We start from the raw sequence: 23,728 nt of genomic DNA on the forward strand, positions 1-23,728 counted from the left end.
TTGCCATGGGCCCGCGTCTTGTGTTCTGCAAATGGGATAAATATATCGCTACAGAATGACTAGATATTGTGAGGAAGCAAACTATCACTAACCTGGACTAATGCTTCACTCTTGCGTTCAGCAACTCCGCAGCAATTGCTTTGGCTTTTACAGCGGCCTTTAGATCCCCCATAACATGGGCCTGTACGGTCGCTCCTTCTTTTAAGGTTGCTATAGCTTCCGACAGTGTGGCCACCGTTTTTTCGTCCGAGAGTAACTTTGAGACATGTCGGGTTATCAGGCCAAGCATTGCTCTTTTGTGGCTAGCACACTGTTGGTGAATGGGATGGTTTAAATCGCCGAACTCAGCACTTACATTGATAAAATAACAACCATGGAAAGCATGTATCAGCTTTTCCCTCTCATTGAACCAATCATCAAGCGCATCGAACAGAGCATAAAGCGCGCTCAGCTCATCGGGTGCACTTTGGGTTCGCCCTTCGATCCAAGCGAAAAACTGTCGATCACGATAGTCCACCGTCGCAGCCACCAAGGCTTCTTTGCTGGAAAAGTGGTTGTAGAGCGTTTTCTTTGCCACTCCGGCTTCAGCGATGACGCGATTGATGCCAATGGCATGCACCCCATAACGATAAAACAGCTCAAAGGCGACCGAGACTAACTGCTCTCTCCTCTCCACGCTGAAACCTCACGTTGATGTTATGAATACATATTGACGGATGGAGACCGATCTGTCTACCATGACCAAGGTAGACAGATCGGTCTCCACTTAACTAACGTTTAGTATGAGGTTGCTTCATTGAAGATTGAACAGATTTTCCCTACTCGACAAAAGACAGCGCTGCTAGCCGGCATCGGTGCGACCGGGTGCATAACGGCGCTTAGCTTTCTTAGCTCACACAGCAATGCTTTATGGTTAATGGCGCCATTCGGTGCCACCATGGTGATACTGTTTGGATTACCCGCCAGCCCATTAGCACAGCCACGAAATATTGTGGCGGGTCACTTAATAACAGCAGCTTTAGGCCTTATGGTGGCGCATTTTTTGGGTGTGCATGAATGGACGCTAGGCTTGGCCGTCGGGTTATCGATAGTGACGATGATGCTGTCCAATACCATCCATCCGCCTGCTGGTGCTAATCCCTTACTGATTATGCTAGCAGGTGAGAACTGGCACTTTTTAGTAACACCAGTGGTGTCTGGGGCCATACTGATGGTGGGTTTTGGCTACGTGTATCATCGATTTATTTCAGGGCAACCTTACCCCCAGCGATGGTTATAGTCGGATGGATTTAAATGCATTGGATGTCTATTGCCATTCAATCCATAGAAGAAGATTAACGGCCACCTCTGTACAAAGCGCATGCCTGACGTATAAGGCATAGTTAGGCTACCCTCAGTGATCAGGTCTGCCAAATAGCCAGTGCAGACTCACCATCGATTGGGATAAACCTACTGATCACTTAATGTCCCAATACATAATATGTTGAGGCCCCGCAGCGCCGCCCAGGTATTGCTCACCTGTTTCATGGAAGCCCGCCTTTTGATAACAGGTGCGTGCCGCGGGGTTTTTGGCGTTCACCGTCAGGTAGATTCGAGGGTAATTCGCATAGTACTCTTTTAGATAGAGAAACAACGCTTTTACCGCCAACGTACCGAACCCTCTGCCCTGCTGTTTGGCATCAATAAGAAACGTGCGTAAGCCTATGCTGCCTTCCGTACAAAAATCATAACTATCAGCGTAGGCTATATCGATTTTGAAGCACCCGACCACCTGGTTATTGTGTTTAACCACATGCAGATGCGTAGCCTTATTTCTATCTGCGAGAAACTCCTTAGCGGTACCCACAAATTTCACCTGATCATCGCGCACCGCGATATTGCTTACCTCGGCAATATCCGCTGCATTAAGTTTTTCTAGCTTGATCATCTAATACTCACAATTATGCAGGGCAGTTCACGCGCTTGTATTCAGGATAATTCAGGGTTGCTGGTTTGTGGAGAGCGCTGAAGAATCTATAGCTGTGTTTCAGAACGTCCGTTGATATTTTCTTTGGCTAATTCGATGACTGCATGCCCCAATTGAACCAAGGTGGCGAAATTGGGTGTGGTTTGTGGCTTTAAAGAACGATAAGCACTGGTACGGCTTTTGATACCTGCTTTGGCGATGACCTGGCTATGCCCAAACTGCTCCACGTAGGAACGAATAGCAGCCTGTAAAATGTCGGGGCGCCCTTCCTGCATAGAGTCCCAAGAAGCTTGCTTAATAACATCTTCCATTTCCTGCACGTTGAAGCTAGTAGCTACTGTTTTCTGCACGCCTTTTGTCACTGCACGCAGGGTGCTCGCAGAAAGATCGTTGCCACTCCAGTTGAGCGACCCATCCGCGGTTAGTGAGAACTTTTGGAAGTCTTTAATCTCTGAAAAGGGTGCCTTGCTAAAATAGCCTGTTAGATCAGCAACACCATGAAAACCATCGCTATAAACCAGCTCAAGCTTGTATGGCCCAATCAAATCCACATCAATGATTTTTAACATATGTCACCTAACTTGCCTGGGTTTTCACCATTTACCGCTTTCTGCCACATATGCATTAGCTGCTCACGATGCTCAGCAATGTGGTTTTCAGCCCGCTTACGTTGCTCCTTCTAAGCACTCACCTGACTCAATAGCGATTATCAATTCATAGCCACCATATTTCACGTGCAGGTGGGGAAGCTTGTGCTGCTTGTTATCAAAAAAATACATACAAAATGAAAGCCCTAGCAGAGCATCAATCTCTGGCATGAGCACCTCATAAATTACACCCTGAAGGTAGAATAGCGCTGTATCTTATAAGAGACAAAAACAATCATCATATTTCCATCTCATCCGGAATCAGCGCCAGCAGATCGGTGACGCCAATATCCACACCAGCTTGGGAGAATAAGGTAGATATCTGCCCACGATGGTGAGTTTGGTGATTGAAGAAGTGAAAAATCAGGCTCGAAAAGCACCGTTTTGAGGCCACTCCTTTTGTGTTGTGATAACTCAACGTGGTGCTCAAATCGTCGTCCGTTAGCGCGCCCACCCAGTTAATAATCACGGTATCGAGCCATCGGCGATGCGCTTTTAAGCCTTCCAAGTCATCAAACATCACTTGATCAAGTCGCTGTGGCATTGGGAGGTCAATCATTACCGCCAGCGTTCTTGCTGTGGAAGAGGGATGCATTGCAAACCGCTTGAGCCAAATGGTGTCGGCAACCACAAGATGATTAAGCGTGCCGAAAATCGAGCTGAAGAATGCGCCACGCTCTTCGCTAAGTTCAGCCGTCGTCAGCTTGCTGGCAACATCGTATACCTTGGTGTTCATCCACTGGTTATAGGATGCCATTAGCTCAAAATGTGGTTGCAGCTCCATAGGTCATATCGCCTCTTTCAATATGGTCGCCAACGTGGCCGTGAGCGAAACGTCAACAGTCCCTAGTTAAGAGTATGGAATAACGGAGCGCCTGTTCATCCCCCGAATTTAGCATTTAAGCCCCTCCCCCTCTCCTTGCGTCTTTTTATAAACGCCATATACTGTATATATAACCATATACCTATGCATCAATAGCGTACACAGGTGAGGTGGCCAATGACGACTCCCGACCAAGCGTCTTATGTGTCAGCAGTGCATAAAGGGCGCGGCGCGACGTACGACCCACACAATCGTTTTTCGCCTACCCATAGCGTGGCAGAAGACGACGGCTGGTGGCGGGAGGAAACGTCAACGACCATCGCCACCGAAGTGCGCGAAGAGGTGAGCAAAAGCGCGCTTTCCTGGAACAAATCGCCGGATTTACCCTTTGATCGATCACTAAACCCTTATCGTGGTTGTGAGCACGGCTGCGTTTACTGCTACGCCCGCCCCTCCCACGCCTACTGGGACTTATCGCCAGGGCTGGATTTTGAAACCAAATTGATTGCCCGCAGCGGATTAATGGAGCGGCTAACTGAAGAGCTTTGTCATCCCAACTATGTGTGCCGTCCGATCAATCTTTCCGGCAACACCGACTGCTACCAGCCTATAGAGGCAACCCATAAAACCACCCGGCGCTTGCTGGAGCTGCTACTGGAATGCCGCCATCCGGTAACGCTGGTGACTAAAAGCACCTTGGTGCTGCGTGATTTAGAACTACTGGCAGAGATGGCCGAACACCGCCTAGTGCGGGTGTTTGTCAGTTTGACCAGCCTGGATGCCAATTTGAAACGCACCTTAGAGCCGCGTGCTGCATCGCCTCAAGCACGCTTGCGGGCGATTCGAGAACTAAATACAGCAGGCATTCCCGTAGGTACGCTGATTTCGCCGGTTATTCCGGGGCTGACGGATCATGAAATCGAAAACCTTTTGGAAGCCGCCAGCCGCTCTGGGGCACGCACCGCCGCCTGGATGTTGCTGCGCTTACCCTACGAAGTGGCACCACTTTTTGAAGCATGGCTAGAAGCCCACTACCCGGAACGCGCCGCTAAAGTGATGAGCCTAATGCGCCAGTGCCGGGGCGGTAAGGCGTACGATGCCAAGTTTGGTAAGCGCTTTCGCGGGGAAGGGGTATTTGCGGATTTAATCGCCCAGCGCTTTGCCCGTGCCAGCCGCCAGTGGAAGTTGCAGGATCGCACCGAGCAGGGCTTGAACACCCGAGATTTTCGCCCGCCACGAGCGCAACAGGATTTATTCATTTAAGCTAAGTGACACATGCATCCATTAGCTGCAAAGGAAGCCGAATGCCCGCGCTTAGCAAAACCAAATCGAGTTTTTACCGCCGCTTATACGTCGCCCATTTGATCGAACAAGGTATCACCAGCGTGCCTGCGTTAATCGAGGCCACCGGCATGCCCCGGCGCACCGCCCAGGATACGATCGCCTCCCTGGCCGAGCTGGATATCGAGTGTGTCTTTAGCAAAGATGACGGCGAGCGCCACAACATTGGCCGCTACCAGATACGTGACTGGGGCGCGATAGATCCAAGCTGGGTAGCGACAAATGCAGAACGGCTTAAACAAGCGCTAGGCTATTCACTTTAATGCGACTTACCTTATCCCTCTTCATCCGGCTCAGCCCACGCCAGTCTCGCAGCATTAATGGTCACTGTTAACGAGCTAGCCGCCATGGCAAGCACTGCGACCAACGGCGGTATGGCCATCAGCACCACTAGCCCGAGTGCCAAGGTGTTATAGAGCGCCGAAAAAAACAGGTTTTGCACCATGATGCGTCGGGTGCGTTTGGCAATGCCGAGCAGTTTTACTACCCCACCTATCCCAGGTGTCATTAGCTGTGCGGAAGCCCCTTCTCGGGCAGCTTCGCTGGCATTCAACGGAGCAATGCCAACATCTGCCGCGGCCAGGCTTAAGGTATCGTTTAAGCCATCCCCCACGTAGAGCGTTGGCGATGGCAGCGCCTGCAGTAACCGCGCCTTGGCTTCCGGCGAGCGCTGGGCATAACAAGCTTCACGGGCAAGTCCAACCCGCTCGCCTAACCAACTCACCGCGCCCTGCCGGTCACCGCTGATCATTGCCACCACATACCCTGAAGCTAGCAGGCGCTTCACGCTGGGTTCAGCGTCGTCCACCGGTTGATCGGAGAGATAGAGCGTCGCTAGCCAGCCCGCCTCATCGGCTACCATCACTTGAGAAGCAAAAGCCAGCGCTGCGTCTTCCGCTTGATCAGGCAGCACGATGCGCTGGCGAGCCATCCAGCTAGCGCTGCCCACCGACAGCCATTCGCCGCTACTTAACTTCACCCGGCGCCCTTCCCCAGGCACTTCATTGACCTCTTCGCACGGTTCCGATTGTTGATCGCCGAGGCTACTTGCCCAGCGTGCTAGCGCTTGTGCCAAGGGATGTTCGCTACCCGCAACGGCGGCTCTAAGCTTGCGTTGTAGGGCTTGCCGATCAGCACCCTCCCGCGCCTGCCAGTGAAGCACTGCGTGGCTACCGGTGGTCAGAGTGCCAGTTTTATCCATTGCGACCGAGCGAATACGCGCCAGAGTTTCAAGCACTGCTGGGTCGCGTAGTGCTACTCCTTGCTGCATGGCCTGGCCGCTACCGGCAAGGCTTGCCAGCGGCACGGCGAGCCCGACAGCGCAGGGGCATGCCACAACTAACACCGAAAGCGCGCGCACTAAGGCATCCTCCCAACCCAACCCGAATAACAACGCAGCGGGCAGTGTCAGTAGCGCGAGCACCATCGCTAGCGGGCTTAGCCAGGCGGCAAAGCGGTCAGCGAGCTTCTGCAATTCGCCTTTTTTGGCCTGATAGCGGCGCATCTCATCACACAGTCGATCCAGTCGCCGCTTGCCTACCCCAGCGCTGACCTGCATGACGATAGGTGTGGTACCCAGATAGCGGCAGCCCGCGTATATCGCCTGCCCTGCTTGAAAATGTCGCGGTAAGCTTTCCCCAGTCAGTGAGGCGGTGTCGATCCAACCGGATTCGTCAAGGGTGCCGTCAAGTGCCACCAACTCACCGGGCGCTAACTCAACGCGCATTTCGGCGGCCACTTCAGCGACAGGTAGTGAGACCCAACGCTCGTTTTGCCAAACTTTTATGTTTCTATCTGGTAGCGTCAGGGCATCCAATGCTTTTAACCCCCGATGGCGACACAGCGTCTCTACCAACCGCCCAACGAGTAAAAGCACAATCAACATCACCGCCGTATCGAAGTAGACCTCTGCAGAGCCGCGCCATAGCAGCCATACCGAGACCATCACCGCGCCAATAACACCCAGGCTAACCAGCACATCCATACCCGGGCGCTTGGCCATCAGCGTGCGCCACCCAGCCCGGTAAAACGGCATGCCTGCGAACAGCACTACAGGCAGTGAAAATGCCCCCGACACCCACGCCACCACCAATTCAACCCGCTCCGAAGGCAATGCACCCGCATATATCAATAGTGAAGCCAGCATCGTCCACATGCCAAACAGCGAGCCGACCATCAGTCTAAGCGTTAAGTAGCGGCTCTCTGATTCTAAACGCCCATGGGCGTCCCCCACCGGTTCAAGCTCTGTCAGCCGATAGCCCAGGCGCTTAACCTTTGCGGCAAGTGTTGAGAGCTGGGTAGCGGCAGGCGTGCCGCTAATGCAAAGCGTTGCGCTTGGATAATGCACGCTAACCTCACGCACGCCTTCAAGACGCTTAAGCGAGCCCTCCACGGCTAGGGCACAGCTGGTGCACCACATACCATGTAGGGTATAGAGCCTTTCCGTGTTGGTCTCCGTCATGCCACTCACAGACAAGGCGGAATGCCGATAATCGGCATTGCCGCGAACACAACGCCCAAGGTAGAGAAAAGATACAGCCCAGCGGAAACCGAAGCATTAAAGCGCAGCCGCCCGACCTGGCGCTTGGCCATCCGGCAGCAGCCCACCGTTAATGCCGCCAGTAACGCAATCGCCGCGATACTGACGGCAAGCAGCATAGCGCTCACCAGGGTGAATACGCCCTGCTCGGGAGCAGGTGGCGCGACCGAGCAGGCGACCGCATGCCCGCCATAAACCGCCACAAACCAGATACACCACAGTGTCAAGCCAATCACAAAATGCAATGGATGAGTAAGGTGTAGGCGTTGCATTAAAGTAGCCATCAGCTTAGCTCCCTATCACACGAGGCAGCACGGCAAGCGCGCCCACGAGTATCCAGAAGGTCACCAGGTTATAGCGCCACCATTGGGCAACCACTGCAGGCTCGAAAGGCGCATGGGCTCCCACATAGCCATAGCCCACCCGCAGGCCCTGGAGCAGAACAAGCACGGCGCCTAAACCGCCGTGTAGCAGCGCATAGGCTAAGCCGACCATAATAATCGCATCATGGGCGGTCTCGGTCACTGCCAGGTCTGCACTCAGCAGCACCCAAAGCGTTATCGCTACCTGCACAAATCCAAGGGCACTGATGCTATACATGCCCACTGCTAGCCCAGCATCCTTACCCTGGCGCAAACCGCGAACAAGTTTTTCGAGAATTGCCGCGCCAGCGGCTAGCACCACCCCGGCAAGAATCAGCCCCACCAAGGAGAGCGGTGAAGTCTCGGGCATCCGCCACTCGGGGGACACCGTCCATAGATAGAACCAGCCAAACAGGTAAGAGAGGAAGAACGAGCCGTTGGCGATTAGCGTGATCGACATGGCCCATAAGCCAGGGCCATCCATGGTGCGCGAGTGCAGCGGTGGGTCGCCGGGGGCTACTTCGGCATCCGGGGCGGCTTTCGGATGCGAGCCGTTCTCCCACGACCAGCGCAACAGAAATAGCCCTGCAATAATCACCGCAATGCCCGCCAACGGATAAAGACGCGTTAGCAGGCTAATACAGACGACCGCCAGCGCCATGGCAGCAAACAGTGGCCACCATGAGTTACCCGGAAGGTGAATGATCTCGCGCACTTTGCCGGTTATCGGGTCAGTGCCCCACATTTCCCGGCGGCCGTGAGTCGCCACTGCCAGGCTATGCTGACCTTCTGCCATGGTGCGGGGCAGGTCGGGATTATCCCAGAGCGGATGACGCGTCTCGACGTTGGGCAGGCTAACAAAGTTATAGGCGCTGGGCGGCATGTTGTTAGCCCACTCAAGGGTGTCCGCATTCCAGGGGTTATGCTTGGCAGGTTTGCCGAAACGGAAGTGCAGTGCAAAATCGAGCAGCACCATGGCAATCCCCGCGGACATGATAAAGCTACTCATGGATGACAGCAGGTTGAAAATATCCCAGCCCATGCCCGTCTCATAGGAGTAAACCCGCCGCGGCATACCCAGCAGCCCCGTCCAGTGCATGATCAGGAAGGTGCCGTTAAAGCCCAGGAAGGTCAGCCAAAAGCCCCATTTACCCAGGGTTTCAGACGGCATCCGCCCTGAAAACAGCGGCAGCCAGTAGTAGAGCCCGGCAATTAGCGGGAAGAACATTCCGCCCACCAGCACATAGTGCATATGCGCTACGACAAAGTGGGTGTCGTGCACCTGCCAGTTAAACGGCACCAGCGCCAGCATTACCCCGGTTAGGCCGCCACACACAAAGATAATCAGGAACCCCATGATCCACAGCATCGGCAGCTTCATCTTGGGCTTACCCAACCATAGCGTGGCCAGCCAAACAAACACCTGTATCGCTGTGGGCACCGCCACCAACATACTGGCGGCGGAGAAGAACGCCTGGGCCAGTTGCGGGATGCCCACGGTAAACATGTGGTGAACCCAGAGACCGAAACTGATAAAGCCTGTCACGGCAATGGCAAATACCACCCAGCCATAGCCAACAATCGGACGGCCAGCGAACACCGGTATCAGCGTGGAGACTATGCCCGCTGCGGGCAGAAAGATGATGTACACCTCGGGATGGCCAAACAACCAGAACAGGTGCTGCCAAAGAATCGGGTCACCGCCACCCGCCACTTCAAAAAACGGCATCCCCACCGCGCGCTCAAGCTCCAGCAAAATACTGCCCAGAATCAGTGGCGGGAAGCCGACCACAATCATCAGCGCCATGGCGAGGATATACCAGGCAAACAGCGGCATTTTGTGCAGCGCCATGCCTTGGGTGCGGGTACGCAGAATCGAGACCACCAGCTCGACCCCGGCAGACAGCGCGGAGATCTCAACAAAGGTAATCCCTAGCAGCCAAAAATCGGAGCCCAACCCCGGTGAATACTCGCTGCTGCTAAGCGGGGTATACATAAACCAGCCGCTGTCCGGCGCCATCTCTAACACCAAACTAAACGACAGGATGATGCCGCCAAACAGATAGCACCAGTACCCCAGCGACGTAAGCCGGGGGCAGACTAGATCCCGGGCACCGATCATTTTGGGGATCATATAAATCGCCAACCCTTCAAGCATGGGGATGGCGAACAGGAACATCATCACCGTGCCGTGCATGGTGGTGACTTGGTTATAGATATCCGGCGACATAAAGTCTTGATCAGGGAGCGCCAGCTGGGTGCGCACCAGCATGGCCAGCAGGCCGCCGATCAAGAAGAACACCATTCCGGTGACCATAAAACGCAGGCCGAGCGTGGTGTGGTTAACAATGGTGAGGGCTTGCAAGCCACGTGGGTTGCCCCAGATCTCGTGCAAGTCGCTGTGCAGTTGATGGGGGCCTTTGATGTTATCGCCCTCGGGGGTCGCTTCACGGCTGATAGTGGTCATGGGGTGAGCGTCTCCAGCCAAGCACCCAGGCTCTCCAAGGTGGCCGTCTCAATATCATCGTGGGGCGGCATTTTGTTGCCCGGCTTTAAGTCTTGATGGTGCTGTAGCCAGCGGGTTACCGCCCCCTCCTCCATAGCCATAATGCCCGCCCCAAGGCTGGTGCGGCTGCCAAGATCAGAAAGATCCGGCCCCTCCCTACCCGAGGAGAGTCCCGCTACCCGGTGGCAGCTCGCGCAATGGGTCATAAAGGCCTCCCTGGCCGAGTCATGCTGTTGGTCGTTTACCGCTAGCGCTGCCAGTTGCTCCGTTTGACGGGCGGCCAGCCAAGTTTCGTAATCGTCGCGTTCGACGGCTTCTACATAGAGCTGCATTTGGGCATGCTGGGCACCGCAGAACTCGGCGCACTGGGCGCCGAATACCGCCGGTTCATCCGCTTCCAAGCGGATCTTATTCACCCGCCCGGGAACCATATCGATCTTTCCCCCCAGGCGCGGCACCCAGAAGGCGTGAATGACATCAGCACCGGTGACGTGAAAATCGACCGGCTCTCCCGCCGGCATAATGAGCTGATTAGCGGTCACCACCTCGCCCCCTTCAGCCCCTGGGTAGCGAACTTCCCACCACCACTGATGGCCGATAACTTCGATGACTTCCGGTGGATCTGCTAACGGCAGCGGCAATAAACGCTGCCCAGTGGGCACCCCGAAAGCCAATAGCGCGGTAATGCTCGCCACCGGCAGCACAATGCCGCCACCAATAATCCAGCGGCGCGCAATTTTGCGCTCATCAGCAGGCGTTCGCGTTACTTCTTTACGCTTGAAGGTATACAGCCAGAAAGCGGTGACCAGCACTAGAACCACAGTGCCAAAACCCAGCATCACCCACCAGATCATCACCACGTCTCGCGCGGCCTGGCCAGCTGGGTCTAGAATAGACTTATCCCCTGCGCAACCGGTTAGCAACAGCCCAGCCAGTAGCGCTAGAGTTATGCCAAGTGAGTTGACCCGCTGTAGGGTTAAGCGTTGAATAGTGTGCCTCATCCCTTGAATTGCTGTTTCGGCCCACAGGAAGTGACCATGGCAAAACCTCGTCAGCGCTCGATTAAAAGCCGCGCCTCTCTCGCCGGCCACCCGCTTCATCCCGTGATGATTCACTTCCCTGTTGCAGCCCTGATGGCGCTGGTGGCAAGCGATATCGGTTACCTGCTGAGTGGCGATCCCTTCTGGTTGCGCGCTGGCCTGTGGCTGGCAGGCGTCGGCGCGTTTGGCGGCTGGATTGCCAGTACGGCGGGCATTATCGATCTGGTCACCGTGCCGCGCATTCGCCGCCTGATTACCGGCTGGAGCCACGCCATCGTCGCGGTGGTGATGCTCTCGTTGGCGTCGCTGAACTGGCTGCTGCGCTTCAATGACCCGAGTGCGATTCTGCCCTGGGGGCTGGCCGTCTCGCTGGTCACCGCCGCGTTGATCGCCCTGGCGGGCTGGCTGGGTGGTCAACTGGTGTATGAACACGCGGTGGGGGTCGAGGTTGAGGATTAACGCTAATACGTTAGATGTCATGGTGTTAGCTCCAGTCCAGCGGTTTTGCTAACACAAACCCCAATACGCTTAGAATGCCTGCCAGGGCTAAACAGAGCGCCGTCCAGTTTGCGGGCTTAACCCAGCGATAGTGGCCCATCTCAAGGCGCAGTATTAACCAGCCAAAACAGCCGTGGGCAGCCACCATGGCCACGACGGCGCCCAGCTTTAAGATCAGCCAGCCGCCCAGCAGGCCATGCACGAGAAACAGCAGCGTGCCTGAGGCAATCGCCACCAGGGCAGCTGGAGTAGCAATAGAGTTATAGAAGAACCGAGGCATGGGCGGCGTGCCCTGGGCAAAGCCAGAGTCTTTGCGCAATTGTAGCGCCTGGCTGAGTAAGGCAGGCAGATAGAGCAGCGAACCGCACCAGATCACTAGCGCGGCAATGTGAAGCAGTTTAAGCCAAGGCATCGGGGCTTCCTTGCGTTGCATAAGGCGGGATCAGATCACTCCCTTACCTTAGTCAAAACCCCCTCATCTGGCTAGCCGCTTAACTCACTTGTATCTCGTAACCCGTGAATTTGCGAAGATTAATCACCCCGCTATCAAGGATCAAATACTGACCTTTGATGCCTTGCAGCACGCCTTCCACCAGCGGCTGCTTATCGAAATTATGCGAGACCACTTTTTTGGGGAAAACGCTGACAGGGTAGTGAAAATGCTGCGGCACCGCTTCCAGGGTGCGAATCGCCTCCGCGCCATGGGTCTCACGCAGTTGGTTTAAGCCATTGGCTAACAGGCTGAGCAAACGGTCACGCTCGGCGCTCAAATCCATGGTCTCGACGTCACCTTTGAGCATGGCCCGCCAGTTGGTGCGGTCGGCCACCTGCTGTTTAAACAGCATTTCGACAAACCCAGACTGCTGACGCGTATCCACTTCCAGTATCGGCAGCGCCTGAATTGCGCCTTGATCCAACCAGCGGGTAGGCATTTGGGTTTTGCGGGTAATGCCGACCTTGAGCCCTGAGGAGTTAGCCAAATAGACGATGTGGGGCTGGAAGCAGTGCCGCTCGCCCCACTCCGGCTCACGGCAGGTACCTTGAAAAAAGTGGCAGGTTTCCGGCTTCATAATGCAGGTATCGCACTGGGCTAACCGCTTGAAGCAGGGGTAGCAATGGCCTTGGGCAAAGCTCTTCTTGGTCGCCCGCCCGCAGTGGGTACAGGCAATGGCACCTGTCCAGCGCAAGCTAAGCGGCTCACCAATGCGCTCGTTTAGCGCAACCCGGTGCTCGCCCGCGCGCAAGTGGTAATCTACCTGTTCGTCTGGGCGGCTGGGTAGCGCTGCCGCCATTTTGCTTAAACAGCCCTGTACTGAAAAACCCGGTACTGAAGAACCCGGTACTGAAAAGTCTGGCACGGCCACTTCAATCACGCGTGGCATCTCGTGCCAAGCCCGCCATTTCAGGCGTTACGCCAGCACCGCTAGTCGCTGCCCCGCAGGTACGCTGCTCTAGGTAGCCTACGCGGTTCTCTTCCGGCACGTTGTTCTCCGCCTCAAAACGCATAACGGCTTCCAGGCAAAGTTCGGTCTGCTCCGGCGTTAAGCGGCGACCGTCAGGCCATTTGCGCAGCGATACCGCCTGTTTCAGGCTTTCGTAAATCGCCGGGGTCATCTGGTTGATCATTTTTTCGAACGTCATTTCGCTCATTGCAGGCCTCTTAACGATTTTTCAAACGGCGGGATGAATAATACCAGCCTGTGACCAACCCCACGAGCAAACCGCCCAAATGCGCTTCATTAGCGACATTGCCAAAGCCAACGCTGCCCGCCATATCGGTCATGGTGAACACCATCCAGCCGAGCATAAAGACCACCAGCATTTGCGGTACAAAGAAACCACTGTGGGGAACCCGGCGTGACATCAACCAAACGTGGGCCAGTAAGGCATAAACCACCCCGGACATGCCGCCGAATAGCACAGTGCCGGTCGCGTACTGCGCCACATTCGCGCCAATACCCGCTACGATAAGCAGCAGTAGCATGGTGCGGCTGCCCTGTAGCGCTTCAATCTGACGCCCGAAATACCACACCCACATCAGGTTGAATATTAAATGCATCCAGCCAAAGTGCAGAAAAGCAGGCGATAACAAGCGCCATACTTGCCCAGAGGTAAGCGTTTGAGAAAGGTTGCCAAATACCAGTTCACCACCTGAAATACCTATCGGCACGATGGTTAGAGTGACAATCAACTGGTCACCAAAAACACCCATCAGGGCAAATATCACCAGACTAATCACGATCATCAGCGCCGTTACCGGCACTTGCTTTAGCGATGCCAATGAGTTGGTCATGGTTCGCGGGCGCTGAGCAGCCTGTTGAAGCACCAGGGGTTCACCCTGCTGCCAGCGCTCTAGCAGTGCTTTAAGTTCGTTAAGCTGGCGTGGGTCGGCGATCCAGAGCAGTTGACCGTCCGCTTCATCGGTAATGCGGTGACCAATGCGATGGCGCCAGAGTGCCTGGCGCAATTCGCTCGTATCCGCATGATCGGGCAGAAGCATCACTGGATGCATAACATCCCTCTAATTAAAGCGCGTGCGGCACGCTGTCCGCAGCGGGTAGCTATTGAAGACAATTACTGAATTAACCACACGGCTGCCAAAAGACAGGCAAAAAAAACCGGCGGTGGGAACCGCCGGGGAATAAAAGCAAGGGATCATTCAAGGGAACACTTACTCTGATAGCCGACAGCAGGGTTAGTTCAGCCGTTTTGAAAAAAATATGTAATTTTATGTAATTAAAAGAAACATTTGTTAATCGCCGCGGTTAATCAAAGTCGATTTCCCAAGGTTTCGGCAGTGCCCGTTCCTCTTTCGGTACTTTAATCCACACAAAATGATCGGCATTTAAGACCGTCTCACCACTCCAGCGATAAGCCACTAAACGTCCATATTTGACGGCACTATAATCCAGACAGGCGATATTATTCGTCGGCAGTGCCGGTATGCCTTCACACCAGTAGTGGCCGATAAACAGCGGCGGCTGTTCTGGCCCGTAATAGCTAAGCTTCTGGCGCTCTTCGTCGGTCAATTCACGGGTTTCAAGATCACCGGGCAGGTTATCTGGCTGAAAGACCACATCGCCCCACTGCTTTGGAGCCTGGGCCCAAAAATGAGCGCGAAAGCTTTTCCGCGTAAAGCCATCACCAGAGTGTATCGCAATACCCGCAGGCAGGGAGACATGCGGCCCCCGAGTGAGGCGATCTAAGATTCGAAACGCCTGGGTGCTGGGGTCGGTGGACTCAATCAGAAACTGGGTGTCCATGCAGCCATCTGGGTGGCGCTGCTTAAGCTCTTCAATCAGCGCCTCATCCCAGCAGGCATGCACCACGCGGATACCATCGACTTCTAAACACAGCGGAATGGTTTTAAACCACGCCAGGGTGTCGTCCCACTCGTTGGTATAGTCGCGATACTGCTCCAGGGTGTCTTGAATAATACGATTATGCCGCGGGGTATGCTCGCGTAACCAGCGTTTGTGGCTACCTGCAGGCCCAGGGTGGGTATACGCCAGGGCATTGTATTCGTGATTGCCCATGACGATATACGCCTCGCCCTGCTCGACCATTCGTCGGGCAATGGTCACCGCCAGGCGAATCCTTGGGCCGCGATCAATCAGGTCGCCCAGAAATATCACTTTGCGACGGGGGTGACGATACACGCCGTTGCGCTGATGGTAACCCAGTTTTTCCAGCAGTGAGGCCAGCGTGGCGCCGCAGCCGTGAACATCCCCAATAAGGTCGTAGCCCTCCATACTCAATCCCCCAGCCGATTGCTCCAGCCTAATTTGCTGCGCAGCACTTCATAGAAATTATGCCCGATGGGATGTACTAGCTGGATACGCTCAGGCTTGCGGGTAATCACCAACACATCGTTGGGTTTGGCTACCGCTCGGGTCTGTCCATCGCAGCTGATGTGCGGGTAGGATTGATTGGTTTCGCCAATATGAATGCGTATTTCGCTGGCGGCATCAATCACAATGGGGCGGCTCGACAGGGTATGTGGGAACATCGGCACCAGCGTTACTACATCAAGCTTGGGGTGCATAATCGGCCCGCCGCCAGAAAGCGCATAGGCCGTAGAGCCGGTGGGGGTAGCGACAATCAAGCCATCGCTGCGCTGGCTATACACAAACTGCCCATCAATAAACAGTTCAAACTCAATCATGCGCACCGCTTTGCCGGGGTGCAGGACGACTTCGTTAAGTGCATCACCATTACCCACGGCAACGCCATTACGATAAAGCACGGCATCGAGTAAAAAACGCTGTTCAACCTCAAACTCCCCCGCCAGCACTTCAGCGACGCGGGTTTCCAGCTCATCTGGGGAGATATCGGTGAGAAACCCCAAACGACCCCGATTAACGCCTAGAATCAGCGTACCACTTCGGCATAGCGCCCGCGCCGCGCCCAGCAAGCTGCCATCGCCTCCCACCACAATCACCAAGTCGCACAGCTCACCCAGCATGCGGCGACTCGCTTCCGGTTGGCCGTAATGCGGCAAGGCGGTGGCGGTACGGTCTTCTACCAACACCGAGTAATCATGGGCAGTCAGGTAGGTCATTAGGCGCTGAAGGGAGTCGACCACTTTGTCGCTCCCCAGCCGACCAATCAGCCCGATAGTTTTGAAGGGCCTGCTTGATTGATCGTTGGAGGGCGACGAAATAGTCCCTGAAGACACAGTCTCTGAAGACTTAGCATCTGCTGATAAGGTGTTGCTCATGGGCCGACTCTCGCTAACATAAGCTGCCATTATGGAGTCACCTCAGCTATCGGGCAAATGGGCTTAACTGACGACCACTTGGCGACGCTTACTCCACCAGTGGTTGAGCCATAGTGAGGCTGCCATGATAAGTGCACCTAACAGAAGGCGGGGAATATCCGCATCGCGGTTCCAAATCACTAAGTTGACGATTAGACCTGCTGGTACCAGCGCATTGTTCATAATCGCCAGGGTACCGGCATCCACTTTGGTGGCACCCTGGTTCCATGCGAAATAGCCCACGCCAGACGCGACTAGCCCCAACCATGCGAGCACGCCCCATTGTAGTGATGTGGTAGGCAGTGCCGCGCTGTTACCAAAGAATAGATAGGCGGGCAGTGCCACTACCATCGCGCCAATAAAAAACCAGCCAAAGACATTGTGCCAGACCAGGGTGGGAGGTAAGTCAGCGGCTAAACGACGATAGCCTACTTGGCCTAGCGCGAAACAGAGGTTTGCCCCCTGCACGACTAAAAAGCCTGCCCAGAAACCGCTATCAACACCGTCGTAGCGAATAACCCCCGCTCCGACGACGGCGAGCAGCGCGGTGACGATATAGATCGGCGTAAAGCGCCCAAACAGCAAATCATCCAGCAGTGCGATATAAATAGGCGTAAAAATAGTGAACAGCAGGACTTCAGGTACCGACAGCAGCAAAAAAGATTGGTAGAAGAAGGTGTACATCACTCCCAACTGTATGGCACCTAAACCCATAAGCGCTAGCCGCTGCTTACCTCGCAGCAAGCTGGGGCGTAAAAAGGGCAAAAACACCAGCATGGCAAGCGTTACCCGCAACAGCACCGCAAAGTAGCTATCGACCTGACCCGCTAAATACACCCCTATCAGCGAAAAGGAGAAGGCCCATAGGGCGGTGACGCTGATCAGATAACCCATCGTAAACCTCATTTTATAAATTAGTTTACGCGGATTATACGCACCTGTGGGAGGCTGCCAAGCAGTAAACGCCCCATAACGTATTTAGTTAGCGCTGCTGCAACCACCAAAATGCATATACAACGCCGGGCAGCCAGCCCGCTAGCGTGAGTAGCACGGCTAAGCCTACCCGTTTGCTGCCCCCCAGGGTTAAACCCACCGCCAACGGTGGGAGGAGTAGCGCTAGAGCATAATAGGCAAGTGTTAACGTGCCAGGCTCCGACACAGCTTGCTCTGCTTGCTGCCCAGTGGTCACTTTGGGTGGTTCAACCTGGGCATGCGCAGGTTCAGCTTTGGGCGGCGGCGTGAAGTGCTCCACAGTGCTGGCAGCGGGCTCTACTGCAGCCTTAGCTGCCCGCTCTTGGGCAAGCCGATGGGCCTCTTTATCAATTTTTTGCTCTAAGGTTTCAGCCCCTTCAGCAAGATCATCGTGGTGGCGCTCCCAATCTTCCCAATCGTGAGGCGTACCCGATTTTGGCCGTTGCTGCCCGGAACCACGCGCACGCTCCCAGGCTTTCTCTTCCAAGGTATTCGGCCGGTCAGGGTCTCGGTCAAGACCCACCCCTTTGCGATTTAAGTACTCACGTGCATCCATGGGTGGCTCCTTAATGCGTTAATTTGCGGGTCATTTGAGCGGTTAGAAAATTAACGGCTTAGAAAATTCAGTACTTACAGCGTTGAATAAAGATGCTTTGCAGGCTGAGCGCTGTGTTTTAAATCACCTACAGTGAAAGAGTCGATGCTACTTTAGCACCTAGAGACAACTGATCAGATCGCTTTGCTTGCGATGCCCTGCTTGCCATGGCGATGAACAAGATGAAGACGAACAAGATGAGCAAGGAGTGTCCATGATGAATAGAGCAACCCCCAACATCGTTCGCGATATCATGTCCCGCGATTGCTACCGTGTCTCACCCAACGCCTCGATCACCACCTTGGCTAAAGGGCTGGCACTTCACCGTCTACCTGGTGCACCGGTAGTTGATGATGCCGATCGTTTAATCGGCTTTATTTCAGAGCAGGATGTCATGGGCCGTGTGCTGGACAGTATTTACCATGATGACGAAGCTCCCCTGGTGAAAGAGATGATGCGCCACGAAGTGCTCAGCGTCTCTCCCAATAAAAGCATTACCGACCTGGCCCAGGAGATGCTTGGCCCTAAACCCAAAATTTACCCGGTGGTGGAGCAGCAGCGTCTAATAGGAATTGTGACGCGACGTGATATCCTGGTAGCGCTGCTAGCTATGCGACGCCATTAGCAGAGCTGTTAAACGTTCGACCTAGATTTTCAAAACTAGCTTTACAAAAGCGGGTTTTCAGAAACAGGTTTTGAAAACAGTTATGCTTTAGACAAAAAAAACCGCTACTCAAGGAGTAGCGGAAGCAAGGGATCAAAACAATAGAGCCAGAACAACAACTTTAGCGACTGCTATCGCATGTTGCCTGTACATACTAAGACACGTTGTGAAGGAAAAGTTCGCAAAAAAAGTAAAATTATCGTCCCTAGTGGCACCAAGCATATAATTACGTAGCTATTTATTAACGGATGACGCCCAGGAGCAGAGCGGATGGCGCTGTATTTATTAGTGTTTGGAGTCTGCTTACTCGTGATTGGTGCGGTTATGCTGGTGCTGGTGACTTCAAGCACCCCACGCTACCGCACTGAGCCCAAAGATTTACTGGCGCTGTTTGATAAAGCGCTCAACAGTCAGGTGAGCGAATCCGAGTGGAACGCGATGATCGGTTACCCCATTCGACACAACGAGTACTTGGACAGCATTAGACGCCGAGCCGCGCACTTAATGGAGCAGCATGGCCGACGCTGGATGGTTGCACAGGGCAAGCCGCTGCTCAATCAAGAGGGGCAAGCAGAACTTCAGGCTCTTCGCGACCACTTATCCGCCCACACTGCCCTCCACCAGCAGTAGCTGTTGCGATTTAAAAGCGTATTGCGGTTCAGGAGACCTACGGCAACTGACCTAATGCAACTGACCTAATGCAACTCCGGAGGCCTGCATGACCAGCACCATCCGACAAATACCGCTAGCCAGCGCAACGCATCACCACACCCATGATTTTCATCAGATTGTGATTACGCTGTGCGGCTCATCAGAATTTGAAATTGAAGGATTGGGTGGACGCGTCAATGCATTTTCGGGCTGTATCGTGCCCGCTAATCACGAACACTACTACTCAGGTTACGGCCATAACCGGCAATTAATTTTCGATCTTCCCGAAGACGCCCCCGCGCTAACCGGTGAGAACCGAGAACTGGTAGCACTGTTTGACGCTCCGCGCTTTTTTGGCCTAGATAACGCACTGCGCCACTACCTAGCGTTTATGCAAAGCGAACTTGCTCAAGGGTTTGATACGTCGACTAAATCCTTTCAGCAAGACCGCTTAGCCGCCACGCTGCTGGGCTCACTTAAGGCGCGCTTAGGCACAGCCACCAAAAGCACTCAGCAGCGCCTGGATTTGACTCGCATTAACCGCTTTATTCGCCAGCATCTCGCTGAAGACCTACGCGTCGCCGATTTAGCGCGTCTAGCCTGTCTAAGCGAAGCGCATTTTTCCGACTGTTTCCGCGCTCAAACGGGGCTTTCGCCCTGGCAGTACGTCAAGCGCCAGCGGCTCCATGCAGCTCGTCAGTTGGTTCTGCAGAGCCGCCTTCCACTCACCGATATTGCTATTCAAACCGGCTTTGCCAATCAAAGCGCGCTCTCCCATGCATTTCGCTGCAGTTACGGATTGTCGCCGCGCCAATTGCGCCAAGCGGATGTACCACCGGTAGCAATTAGCCCATCAAACACTTCTTTAGGGCCACTAGCAGGCCAGCAAAAACTCTACTAAAGTCGTATAGCCGTTGCTCTTGCCGCGGAATTGACACGTTTTACCGTGAAATCAACATACACCAAAGGTGGCTGCACTCTACATTCGCTTATTTGCTTGGGCACCACGCCCTGCTACCCATTCGTTCTGCTCAGACTTTCGGGGGGCTTCAATGCTCAATGCCAATAACATGCGCGACCCTGCCATCTGGCAAACTGATCTCGACACCCTCATGACGCGCGTTAGCGACCACTACTTAGTGGACGAAAATGCCTATGTCAGCGAACTGATCGAGGTGTTGAATTCCGACCGCGAAGACTTTGTCCGCATTGAAGCCAACACAGCAGCGATGGTTGAGGATGTCCGAAAGATGGACACCGCCGTTGACACGATTGACGAGCTGCTACAGCAGTACAGCCTGGACACCCACGAAGGCCTGATGCTGATGTGCCTGGCGGAAGCCATGCTGCGCATTCCCGATAAAGCCACCGCCGATGCCTTGATTGAAGACAAACTCGGCCCCGCCGATTGGCAGTCTCACATCGGCAAGAGCGAATCGTGGATGGTCAATGCCTCTACCTGGGGCTTATTGATGACTGGCCGCGTGCTGAAATTGGATCACCCCAAAGAGGGGCAGCCCGCCAACTTCATTAATCGCATGGTCAATCGTATGGGCGAGCCGGTTATTCGCCGTGCCATGTACGAAGCGATGAAGATCATGGGCAAGCAGTTTGTGTTGGGTCGCGACATTAACGAAGCCCTCAAGCGCTCAAAGCCCCTGTTCAATAAAGGCTATAGCTACTCTTACGATATGCTGGGTGAAGCCGCCCGCACCCGGGACGATGCCCAGCGCTATTTTGACGACTACGCACGTGCCATCGAGCAGGTAGGCAAAACGTGCAAGACCCTCAGCGATAAAACCCCAGCGCCGTCGGTCTCCATCAAGCTCTCTGCGTTACACCCGCGTTATGAGTTTGGCCGCCGCGAGCAGGTGTTGACCGAGCTGGTCGACACCGTTATCAAACTGGTTAGCAAGGCACGTGAGCTGGATGTGGCCTTAACCATTGACGCTGAAGAGATTGATCGCCTAGAGATTTCGCTGGAAGTCTTCCGTGCCGTTTACGAAAGCGCAGCCGCTAAGGGCTGGGGGCATTTCGGCTTAGTCGTACAGGCCTACTCCAAGCGCGCCCTGCCGGTGCTGCAGTACATCAACCGCTTGGCCGACCAACAGGGTGACGAGATTCCGCTACGCTTGGTCAAAGGCGCCTACTGGGATACTGAAATTAAAGAGTCCCAGCAGCTTGGGGTCGACGGCTATCCAGTGTTTACCCGTAAAGCAGGCACCGATGTGGCCTACCTAGCCTGCGCTCAGTTCCTGCTCTCGAATGACACCCGTGGGCGAATCTTCCCGCAGTTCGCGACCCACAACGCCCATACCGTGACAACGATCCTTGAGTTCGCCAACCGCGACAGCCGTCCGTTCGAGTTTCAGCGTCTGCACGGCATGGGCGAAGCCCTTTATGACGCTGCCCTTGAGCGTGCCCCAGAAGGCACCTACTGCCGTATTTATGCGCCGGTGGGTGCCCATAAGGACCTGTTGCCCTACCTGGTTCGCCGCCTGCTTGAAAACGGCGCCAACTCATCGTTTGTGCACCAGTTGGTCGACCCCGACGTAGCCGTCAAATCACTGTGCCAGCACCCGATTGAGACCCTGCGCCAGCAGAAAAACCTGGCCAATGCGAACATTCCGCTACCCAAGGATATTTACGGCCCTAAACGTCGCAACTCCCGCGGGGTAAACCTCAATATTCGCAGCCACTACTACCCGCTAATGGAGCAGATGAGCGCGTTTATGGATAAGCAGTACCCGGCCAAACCGCTGCTCGCCTTTGACGTTGCCGACGACGCCGCTAATACCCATAGCGTCACCAGCCCTTATGACCGCCGCAACACCGTGGGCAGCGTGCAGTGGACCAGCAAAGAGCAAGCCACAAAGGCGCTGGATGCTGCCTGGGCTGCGTTCCCCCGCTGGGATGCCACGCCCGTGGCCCAACGCGCAGCCATAGTGCGTCGCTTGGGTGATTTGATGGAAGTGCATATGCCGGAGCTGATGGCGCTTTGTTCACGGGAAGGCGGCAAACTGCTCACTGACGGTGTCGATGAGATCAAAGAAGCCGTCGACTTCTGCCGTTTCTATGCCATGCGCGCAGAAGAGGATTTCGGCGAAGCGATTATGCTGCCTGGCCCCACCGGCGAATCCAACCGGTTGATGATGGGCGGCAAAGGCGTGTTCGCCGCGATTAGCCCCTGGAACTTCCCGGTGGCAATCTTCTGCGGCCAGGTAGTCGCGGCAGCAGTGGCGGGCAACACCGTACTGGCCAAACCCGCCGAGCAAACCTCTATTGTCGCCCACCGGGTGATTGAGCTGCTGTATGAAGCGGGCATGCCTCGAGATGTGGTTCAGCTACTGCCCGGTGATGGCCCGACGGTAGGCAGCGTATTGACCTCCGACCCGCGAGTTACCGGGGTGGTATTTACCGGTGGTACCGACACCGCACAAATTATCAACCGCGCCCTGGCAGCACGGGAAAACGCCCCGCTGCCCACATTGATCGCCGAAACCGGCGGCATGAACGCCATGATTGTGGACTCCACCGCCCTGCCCGAGCAGGTAGTCGTGGATGTGATTCAGTCAGCCTTCCAGAGCGCCGGGCAGCGCTGTTCGGCACTTCGCGTATTGTATCTGCAAGACGACGTTGCCGACCGAGTGATTGAAATCCTCAAAGGCGCGATGAACGAGCTACGTATTGGCGACCCTCGCGACCTGGGCACCGATGTGGGGCCAGTCATCGACGAAGACGCCCGCAAGGGCTTGCTGGAGCACATTGAAAATCTCAAGGCCGAAAATCGCCTGATCGCAGAAACACCGATGGCCGCTGAACACACCCAGGACGGCACTTTTGTTGCCCCCGTGGCCTTCACTATCGACAGCATCAATGCGCTTACCCGTGAGCAGTTCGGGCCGGTGCTCCACATCGTCCGCTACAAAGCCAGCGAGCTTGATAAGGTCATCAACGATATCAATGGTCGCAACTACGGCCTGACCTTTGGTGTGCATAGCCGCAACGAATCCTTCGCCGCTGAAATAGCGCAGAAAATGCGGGTGGGCAATGTGTATATCAATCGTAATATCATCGGTGCAGTGGTAGGCGTACAGCCGTTTGGTGGTCAAGGGCTCTCCGGCACCGGCCCAAAAGCCGGTGGCCCTCACTATTTGCAGCGCTTTGTCACCGAGAAAACCGTTACTAATAACACCGCTGCCTTAGGCGGGAATGCGTCGCTGTTGGCGCTAGGCGATGAGTGAGCCACTCATCAACATCACTAACCTGAACTCCTGAACAGGAAACTATCTCATGGTCGAAAATAATATAGGGATCATTACATACAAAGGTGCCACCGACCTTTCTGACTTCATCTTTAGCGGG

25 protein-coding genes are annotated in these 23,728 nt (G+C 54.8%); 8 read left to right on the forward strand and 17 right to left on the reverse strand.

Annotated features, from left to right (window positions below):
* Nucleotides 1-97 precede the first annotated feature (97 nt).
* A complete protein-coding gene (locus tag KUC_RS09975; RefSeq protein WP_007113067.1) occupies nt 98-676 on the reverse strand; it encodes a TetR/AcrR family transcriptional regulator in 579 nt (192 codons plus the stop codon).
* 120 nt (nt 677-796) lie between these two features.
* On the opposite strand from KUC_RS09975, the gene KUC_RS09980 reads away from it, so the two are divergent.
* A complete protein-coding gene (locus tag KUC_RS09980; RefSeq protein WP_085940831.1) occupies nt 797-1,279 on the forward strand; it encodes an HPP family protein in 483 nt (160 codons plus the stop codon).
* 177 nt (nt 1,280-1,456) lie between these two features.
* On the opposite strand, the gene KUC_RS09985 is transcribed toward KUC_RS09980, so the two are convergent.
* The 4 genes from KUC_RS09985 to KUC_RS10000 form a co-directional block, all read right to left on the reverse strand.
* Entirely contained in the window at nt 1,457-1,927 is a 471-nt protein-coding gene (locus KUC_RS09985; RefSeq protein WP_007113069.1) for a GNAT family N-acetyltransferase, read from the reverse strand.
* A gap of 86 nt (nt 1,928-2,013) precedes the next feature.
* Complete coding sequence (dhiA, locus tag KUC_RS09990) at nt 2,014-2,535, reverse strand: type II toxin-antitoxin system antitoxin DhiA (RefSeq protein WP_007113070.1); 522 nt, start codon at nt 2,533-2,535, stop codon at nt 2,014-2,016.
* Between the two features lie 96 nt (nt 2,536-2,631).
* Nucleotides 2,632-2,784: a DUF4160 domain-containing protein gene (locus KUC_RS20035; protein ID WP_007113071.1), complete on the reverse strand. Its 153-nt coding sequence runs from the start codon at nt 2,782-2,784 to the stop codon at nt 2,632-2,634.
* A 67-nt stretch (nt 2,785-2,851) separates the two neighbouring features.
* On the reverse strand, nt 2,852-3,397 hold the full coding sequence (locus tag KUC_RS10000) for a DinB family protein (RefSeq protein ID WP_007113072.1): 546 nt from the start codon (nt 3,395-3,397) through the stop codon (nt 2,852-2,854).
* Nucleotides 3,398-3,613: 216 nt separating this feature from the next.
* On the opposite strand from KUC_RS10000, the gene KUC_RS10005 reads away from it, so the two are divergent.
* Nucleotides 3,614-4,699, forward strand: coding sequence for a PA0069 family radical SAM protein (locus tag KUC_RS10005; RefSeq protein WP_007113073.1), 1,086 nt, complete (start codon nt 3,614-3,616; stop codon nt 4,697-4,699).
* 41 nt (nt 4,700-4,740) lie between these two features.
* Complete coding sequence (locus KUC_RS10010) at nt 4,741-5,040, forward strand: winged helix-turn-helix domain-containing protein (RefSeq protein WP_007113074.1); 300 nt, start codon at nt 4,741-4,743, stop codon at nt 5,038-5,040.
* 11 nt (nt 5,041-5,051) lie between these two features.
* On the opposite strand, the gene KUC_RS10015 is transcribed toward KUC_RS10010, so the two are convergent.
* From KUC_RS10015 to coxB, 4 genes are read right to left on the reverse strand one after another with little or no spacing between them, the layout of a single operon-like run.
* Complete coding sequence (locus tag KUC_RS10015; RefSeq protein WP_040480620.1) at nt 5,052-7,238, reverse strand: heavy metal translocating P-type ATPase; 2,187 nt, start codon at nt 7,236-7,238, stop codon at nt 5,052-5,054.
* Nucleotides 7,239-7,243: 5 nt separating this feature from the next.
* On the reverse strand, nt 7,244-7,600 hold the full coding sequence (locus KUC_RS10020) for a hypothetical protein (protein WP_007113076.1): 357 nt from the start codon (nt 7,598-7,600) through the stop codon (nt 7,244-7,246).
* 4 nt (nt 7,601-7,604) lie between these two features.
* Nucleotides 7,605-10,145: a cytochrome c oxidase subunit I gene (ctaD, locus tag KUC_RS10025; RefSeq protein ID WP_007113077.1), complete on the reverse strand. Its 2,541-nt coding sequence runs from the start codon at nt 10,143-10,145 to the stop codon at nt 7,605-7,607.
* Nucleotides 10,142-11,185, reverse strand: a complete 1,044-nt coding sequence (coxB, locus tag KUC_RS10030; protein WP_007113078.1) for a cytochrome c oxidase subunit II — start codon at nt 11,183-11,185, stop codon at nt 10,142-10,144. The genes ctaD and coxB overlap by 4 nt, the downstream gene beginning before the upstream one ends.
* Nucleotides 11,186-11,221: 36 nt before the next feature.
* Here coxB and KUC_RS10035 point away from each other — a divergent pair, with 36 nt between their 5' ends.
* Nucleotides 11,222-11,683 carry a DUF2231 domain-containing protein gene (locus tag KUC_RS10035; RefSeq protein WP_040480622.1) on the forward strand — a complete coding sequence of 154 codons (462 nt, stop codon included), beginning with the start codon at nt 11,222-11,224 and terminating at the stop codon, nt 11,681-11,683.
* Between the two features lie 25 nt (nt 11,684-11,708).
* Here KUC_RS10035 and KUC_RS10040 read toward each other — a convergent pair whose 3' ends face one another.
* The 8 genes from KUC_RS10040 to KUC_RS10075 form a co-directional block, all read right to left on the reverse strand.
* Nucleotides 11,709-12,134, reverse strand: coding sequence for a CopD family protein (locus KUC_RS10040; RefSeq protein WP_007113080.1), 426 nt, complete (start codon nt 12,132-12,134; stop codon nt 11,709-11,711).
* A gap of 79 nt (nt 12,135-12,213) precedes the next feature.
* The gene (locus KUC_RS10045) at nt 12,214-13,014 is read right to left on the reverse strand and encodes a DUF2797 domain-containing protein (RefSeq protein WP_050804863.1); all 801 of its coding nucleotides are present in this window, start codon (nt 13,012-13,014) and stop codon (nt 12,214-12,216) included.
* A 73-nt stretch (nt 13,015-13,087) separates the two neighbouring features.
* Entirely contained in the window at nt 13,088-13,372 is a 285-nt protein-coding gene (locus KUC_RS10050) for a YeaC family protein (protein ID WP_007113082.1), read from the reverse strand.
* Between the two features lie 10 nt (nt 13,373-13,382).
* The gene (locus KUC_RS10055; RefSeq protein ID WP_040480626.1) at nt 13,383-14,234 is read right to left on the reverse strand and encodes a rhomboid family intramembrane serine protease; all 852 of its coding nucleotides are present in this window, start codon (nt 14,232-14,234) and stop codon (nt 13,383-13,385) included.
* Between the two features lie 253 nt (nt 14,235-14,487).
* Nucleotides 14,488-15,474 carry a metallophosphoesterase gene (locus tag KUC_RS10060; protein ID WP_007113085.1) on the reverse strand — a complete coding sequence of 329 codons (987 nt, stop codon included), beginning with the start codon at nt 15,472-15,474 and terminating at the stop codon, nt 14,488-14,490.
* 2 nt (nt 15,475-15,476) lie between these two features.
* Nucleotides 15,477-16,442: an NAD(+) kinase gene (locus KUC_RS10065; RefSeq protein WP_040480628.1), complete on the reverse strand. Its 966-nt coding sequence runs from the start codon at nt 16,440-16,442 to the stop codon at nt 15,477-15,479.
* Between the two features lie 63 nt (nt 16,443-16,505).
* Nucleotides 16,506-17,375 carry a carboxylate/amino acid/amine transporter gene (locus KUC_RS10070; RefSeq protein WP_007113087.1) on the reverse strand — a complete coding sequence of 290 codons (870 nt, stop codon included), beginning with the start codon at nt 17,373-17,375 and terminating at the stop codon, nt 16,506-16,508.
* Nucleotides 17,376-17,463: 88 nt separating this feature from the next.
* On the reverse strand, nt 17,464-18,009 hold the full coding sequence (locus tag KUC_RS10075) for a YqaE/Pmp3 family membrane protein (protein WP_007113088.1): 546 nt from the start codon (nt 18,007-18,009) through the stop codon (nt 17,464-17,466).
* A 256-nt stretch (nt 18,010-18,265) separates the two neighbouring features.
* Between KUC_RS10075 and KUC_RS10080 the strand changes: the two genes are divergently transcribed.
* From KUC_RS10080 to putA, 4 genes are all read left to right on the forward strand, one after another.
* Nucleotides 18,266-18,673 (forward strand): CBS domain-containing protein, encoded by a 408-nt coding sequence (locus KUC_RS10080; protein WP_040480989.1) that lies wholly within the window; start codon nt 18,266-18,268, stop codon nt 18,671-18,673.
* A 309-nt stretch (nt 18,674-18,982) separates the two neighbouring features.
* Complete coding sequence (locus KUC_RS10085; protein WP_007113090.1) at nt 18,983-19,342, forward strand: hypothetical protein; 360 nt, start codon at nt 18,983-18,985, stop codon at nt 19,340-19,342.
* A gap of 88 nt (nt 19,343-19,430) precedes the next feature.
* The gene (locus KUC_RS10090; protein WP_007113091.1) at nt 19,431-20,264 is read left to right on the forward strand and encodes an AraC family transcriptional regulator; all 834 of its coding nucleotides are present in this window, start codon (nt 19,431-19,433) and stop codon (nt 20,262-20,264) included.
* 151 nt (nt 20,265-20,415) lie between these two features.
* A complete protein-coding gene (gene putA / locus KUC_RS10095; RefSeq protein WP_007113092.1) occupies nt 20,416-23,607 on the forward strand; it encodes a bifunctional proline dehydrogenase/L-glutamate gamma-semialdehyde dehydrogenase PutA in 3,192 nt (1,063 codons plus the stop codon).
* The last annotated feature ends 121 nt before the right edge of the window (nt 23,608-23,728 follow it).

The sequence above is a fragment of the Vreelandella boliviensis LC1 genome (assembly GCF_000236035.1).
Classification (GTDB): domain Bacteria; phylum Pseudomonadota; class Gammaproteobacteria; order Pseudomonadales; family Halomonadaceae; genus Vreelandella; species Vreelandella boliviensis.